Annotated in this window: 2 protein-coding genes; both read left to right on the forward strand. The window is 39.9% G+C overall.

Features of this window, described 5'->3' with window-relative positions:
- Positions 1–175 precede the first annotated feature (175 nt).
- Positions 176–490, forward strand: a complete 315-nt coding sequence (metJ, locus tag CXF78_RS00305; RefSeq protein ID WP_011638970.1) for a met regulon transcriptional regulator MetJ — start codon at positions 176–178, stop codon at positions 488–490.
- A 74-nt stretch (positions 491–564) separates the two neighbouring features.
- Positions 565–1,305 (forward strand): sulfite exporter TauE/SafE family protein, encoded by a 741-nt coding sequence (locus CXF78_RS00310; RefSeq protein ID WP_102035665.1) that lies wholly within the window; start codon positions 565–567, stop codon positions 1,303–1,305.
- Positions 1,306–1,464: the final 159 nt, after the last annotated feature.

Consider the following 1,464-nt stretch of genomic DNA (forward strand, 5'->3'; position numbering starts at 1 on the left):
GATGTCTAGACGTCCAAATTTACCTAAGAGATCCTCATCCGTCAACCAAAATAGACGTTTAGACGTCTAAACATCAAGAAATCTATTTGCAATCGGGATTAAATAGTAGCAATAATTTGACTAGAGATTGTAACGGTTTAAAATCTGCAGCGTATTTATCGTTAAGGGTAAGTTAATGACTGAGTGGAATGGCGAATATATCAGCCCATATGCCGAGCACGGCAAAAAGAATGAACAAGTAAAAAAAATTACGGTTTCTATCCCTTTAAAAGTATTAAAAGTACTGACAGATGAGCGGACGCGTCGCCAGATAAATAATCTGCGCCATGCAACTAACAGTGAACTGCTATGCGAAGCATTTTTGCATGCGTACACAGGTCAACCATTACCTTATGACGGTGATCTTTCAAAAGATCAGCCTGATAGCATTCCAAGTGAAGCGAAAAAGTTAATGGATGATATGGGTATCGAGTGGGAAGAACTCGAATAATTCACTGATTAGTGATTACCTCACAAACTTTTAAACTGCCCTATAAAGAAGCAGTGATGTTTTAAAGAGAACTTATGATGTCATTTATCGATCCAACGACCTTGATACTGGCATCAATTATCGTGTTTTTTGGCGCGCTAACTCAAAGCTTAATTGGCTTTGGGTTAGCCGTTGTTGCAAGCCCGCTGCTGTATATTGTTAATCCTCAATTAGTTCCAGTTCCGATAATTGTTATGGGCTTTGCCATTTCTGCAATGACCTTGTTTAGAGAGCGTGGTCACTTACAATTTAATGGTTTGCAATATGCCTTACTCGGGCGAATTCCTGGGGGGTTTTTAGGCGCTGGATTATTGCTGTTTGCCCCACAAGCAATATTAGGCTTAGTGATTGCAGCTATTGTGTTTATTGCTGTTATTCTTAGCATTTTTCGCTTTAGCGCCCCCATTAATCGTCTCAGTTTATTTATCGCAGGGGTATTTTCGGGCATATTTGGCAATATCGCTGCCATCGGCGGTCCGCCAATGGCCATTTTGCTTGCAGGCCAAGACCCAAGTCAATTTAGAGCCGCTTTATCAGCCTTCTTCGTGTTTAGCTCATTAATAGCGCTAGCCATTTTAGCTATCGTCGGCTTAGTTGAAGTGAAGCATTTATGGCTATCACTGCTATTATTGCCTTCAGTCGTTGCTGGTTATCTTGTCTCGGGTAAGTTAATTGGTCGCGTTGATAAAGATAAAACCCGTATAGCCACATTAGTGTTATGTAGTATTAGTGCAACCGTGTTAGTTATTATGTCGACCAACACGTTAATAAGCTAATCAACTATTCTGCACCTGTAAACAAAACGAGCCATCAATGGGCTTGTTTTCTAACAATGATTAAAATCTTCCCCTTCTATTTATCAAGCAGTCTATTTCTCACCTAAAAAACGCCATCAATAAGTATCAAAAAAAACCGTTTCACTTCCCCTAACAAAC

Origin of the sequence: Shewanella sp. 11B5, from assembly GCF_002836795.1 — a bacterium.
In the GTDB taxonomy this organism is placed as follows: Bacteria; Pseudomonadota; Gammaproteobacteria; order Enterobacterales; family Shewanellaceae; genus Shewanella; species Shewanella frigidimarina.